The 283-nt window shown below is 61.1% G+C and carries 1 protein-coding gene; it reads right to left on the bottom strand.

Annotated elements, in window-relative coordinates; genetic code table 11:
- A partial coding sequence (locus AC4HNJ_RS21865; RefSeq protein WP_490481724.1) for a response regulator occupies positions 1-283 on the bottom strand: 283 nt, incomplete at both ends.

The following is a 283-nucleotide window of genomic DNA, read 5'->3' as shown; positions in this document are numbered from 1 at the left end:
TGTCTTCATCGGGCGCAACGGGCATGGCATGGGCGACGCGTGCGGCCAACGGGCCGCGCGCAGGAACGCGACCGGCGCAAATCAATTGATGGATCGATTGCTGTACCTCACGCTGACCGAACGGCTTTTTGATGAAGTCGTCCGCGCCAAAGCGCTGCACGTAAAGCTGTTCCGTGGCCTGCTGGTTGCCGCTGATCATCACAATGGGAATGTGCTGCGTGCGCGGATCATGGCGCAAGGCGCGCAATACGGCGAAGCCATGTAGTCCTGGCAGCACGATGTC

This window comes from Dyella sp. SYSU CM1112, assembly GCF_058216415.1.
This window is presented reverse-complemented; position numbering and strand designations above follow the sequence as displayed.